Genomic DNA, 3538 nt, shown 5'->3' on the forward strand with positions numbered 1-3538 from the left:
TCTTTCTCCTTGAGTATCAATGACTTATAACCTATTGATTATCAAGTAGTTACGACACAAAATGAATTATGGCCGTTTTGTCAAAAAACTAATTTTAATACAACTTTAATACAACCGTTTGCACAAATAATATATCAAAATTCTGCAACTAAGTATTTTTTTAAATGAAAATCTTATTTATATTTCATTCAACAAAATAAATTAAAATTAATATTCATGATTTATTAACATTAATTTCTTATTTTCTTCATTTAAATACTCTTTTAACCAAATCTAATTCACCTTAACATGAAAAAGTTTACCAAATTCAAATGGCAGCAATCTTTCATAAGGCCATTGATGTTCTTCCTACTTTTTGGAGGGATAATTTCCACTTCACTTGCCCAAGAAAGAGAATACCTCGACAGCAAGTATGCGGTCACCCGAAGTGACAATCAGGTCTTTATTTTTAGCTTCAGTAAAGACGGAACAGTCATTGTAACAAAGAAAAACTCCGAAGACAAAGATTTCAAAGAAAAACAGAAGTATGAATTGATTGGGGACAAGCTGACCATCACCCCAATATGGCCTCCAAGTGTCATTGATGATTTCAACGATGTCACCATGACCAAAACCGGGGAAGGATTATTTACTTTTTCCAAAGACGGGTTGGATTATGAAGTGCAGGAGCATTCCAATTTGCCTGCCATCATGCATACTTCGGCAGTCCTGATTGTTTTGCTGATTTTCAATTACCTCTGCAGGTGGTCCAAATGGTTTGTTTGGGCTACCTGTGTTATTCTGCCTCTTTACCTCACCATTTATGTGTGGCCCATCACCACAGTAGGTACTGCAGTGGATACTTGGTTCCATGTAGCCAAGGTATGGTCTGCATTAGCAGGTTCGGTGTTCTTCACCTTGGTTAGATTCACCAAATTGAACAATTACAAATGGGCAAAATTTGTAGTGGCAGCCATTTTGGCCATCAATATTGTGGAAGCAGTCATGAGGGATTTTGAATTGGGTACCGGATTTGGCGGGATTTACCATTACCTCAACGGTACTGCCGGCATCCTTTGTATTATCACCTTGTCAGGTTGGTTGACAATCAAAGCCGATGATTCAAAATGGAAAGACATGGTTTGGCCGGACATGACTTTGCTTTGGATTATTGCTTATGACGTGTGGAACTGGAGTTATATCTGTAATTGTATTCCCGAGCATGCCGTCATGGGTCTGATTGTGCTTTTATCCTGTACCATTCCTGCTTTTTACAAGGTGGGTACATGGCTTCAGGCAAGGGCCTACACCTTGTCAGCTTATATGATGTACATCATGAGCGGCTCAAAATGGATCAGCCATCCACTGAACAATGTCTTGCTTCCGGATGATCCTACTTTTATCATCCTTTTGGCTATGTTAAGCCTTGGTCTCAATGTGTACAATGCCTATATCCATTTCGGAATGATGATCAGAAGAAAAGCATGGGGCTTTGGACAGCCGGTTTTGACCGTAGCAGAACAAGATGCTATCGTGGCAACGAACAAAAAATTTCCACATTTTATCAAACTCGCCTAAGGCAAAAGATAAGTCCTTGCCGACTATTTCATTGAAGAATATATGGCTACCGGATTATTGGTAGCCATTTTTCTTAATTCCCATGAAATAAAACAGCCTTTTTTTTTATTCACTTTTAAATCACATGATGATGAATAGCCAAAGAATTTTATTGTTCATTCTTTTCCTTTTTGGTTTTGGGACCATGTCTTACAGCCAGGATATGGATTCCATACCCCAAGGAAAAAAAGAAAAAAAAATAACCATCATCCCCATGCCGGTCATAGCCGCCAATCCTACCACAGGATTGGTTTATGGTGTTGCCCCGGGATTTAATTGGTTCAATGGAAACCCTGAAAATACAAGCATGACGAGTTTTTTGGGAACTTTTCTTTACACCCAAAAGAATCAATTGTTCCTTCAGGTTAGGGGTAATATGTTTTTGGAAGATGACAGCTGGTTGATGATGACTGACCTGAGGTATAACCTAAACAGTCAACCAACTTATGGTTTGAGTACCGACGCTTCTTATATGTACCATACGGTAATAGGTGAAGACGGAGAAGTTTCTGATGACCTGGTCAAAGGTCCACCGGAAAACGAAATGATGGGATTTGACCATTTCAGATTTTATCAGACTGCATTGAGGCGGTATGCAGATACCAGGTTCTTTTATGGAATAGGCTATCATTTGGATATCATGTCCAATATCGACGACAAGCAACTGGACTTGGATGCAGATCCTCCCCGACTCACTTACCACTACCAATACCAAACCCTGAAAGGAATGCCGCTTGAAGGCTATACCCAATCGGGCGTTTCTTTGAATGCGTCTTTGGATAGCCGGGACAACGTGGCCAATCCTTATGATGGCAGGTATGCGTTGGCTTCCCTGAGACTCAATCCCGAATTTTTGGGAAGTACAGAAGGGGCAAGTCAGCTTTGGTTGGAATACAGGGATTATTTCAACTTGAATCCCGAAAGACCTAGAAACCTGATTGCAGTTTGGGCTTATGGTTGGTTTGTCACCGGGGGAAAAGTACCTTATATGTTTTTGCCAGCCACAGGTTGGGACATGTTTGGTAGATCAGGAAGACCTTATACGATGGGTAGGTTTAGGGGAGAAGATCTTACATACACAGAAGCAGAATGGAGGTTTCCATTGCAAAAGACAAAAGACAGATTGGGAGGCGTGTTATTTGTCAATGCCACTTCTGCCAGTAGCCGGACAGACAATGTGAAACTTTTCAGCCACTTCCAGGCAGGTTACGGCGCAGGTTTGAGATACATGATCAGTCCAAAAAACAGGGTCAACATTGGCTTGGATTATGGACGGGGAATTCATGGCGCTTCCGCCATTTTTCTCAATTTGAATGAAATGTTCTAGAATTTAGACTAAAATTTTTATCTAAAACATAAACTATTATGAAAGTATACAACACAAAGATTTGCATTTTGGTTTTGGTTTCATTTTTGTTTTTGAGCATGTCAGCATCATTTGCCCAGGACCATTTGTTAAAAAAAGGAATGACGAGCCATTTCATTGAAACCAACGGAATTAAAATGCATTATGTCAAAGCAGGCGAAGGCCCTAAGTTGGTGGTAATGGCACATGGGTTTCCGGAGTTTTGGTATGGTAATTTCAATATTCTGCAATCCTTTATTGGAAGCAAGGAATATACTGCTATTGCTCCTGATATGCGGGGGTATAACCTGACAGACAAGCCCGGGGAAGTAAAAGACTACCAAATAAAAAATATGGTAGATGACCTGGCTGGATTGGTAAAGGGTCTCGGTTATCAGAAATTTTCCCTTATTGGACATGACTGGGGCGGGATTGTTTCTTGGGTGCTGGCAATAGTACATCCAGACCTTTTGGAAAAATTCATGATCATCAATTCTCCCCATCCGGCGATCTTTGCAAGGGAGATGAGGGAAAATCCTGCTCAGCAGGCAGGGAATAGTTACACACAGATGTTCAGGGCAGAAGGTTCTGAGGCAA

3 protein-coding genes are annotated in these 3538 nt (G+C 40.5%); all 3 read left to right on the plus strand.

Features of this window, described 5'->3' with window-relative positions:
• The first annotated feature begins 288 nt into the window (after positions 1-288).
• Entirely contained in the window at positions 289-1557 is a 1269-nt protein-coding gene (locus ACZFYI_RS17455; protein ID WP_462525407.1) for a DUF5692 family protein, read from the plus strand.
• A gap of 130 nt (positions 1558-1687) precedes the next feature.
• The gene (locus ACZFYI_RS17460) at positions 1688-2923 is read left to right on the plus strand and encodes a BamA/TamA family outer membrane protein (protein WP_462525408.1); all 1236 of its coding nucleotides are present in this window, start codon (positions 1688-1690) and stop codon (positions 2921-2923) included.
• A gap of 38 nt (positions 2924-2961) precedes the next feature.
• On the plus strand, positions 2962-3538 hold a 577-nt coding region (locus tag ACZFYI_RS17465; RefSeq protein WP_462525409.1), incomplete at its 3' end, for an alpha/beta fold hydrolase.

The organism is Aquiflexum sp., from assembly GCF_977115555.1.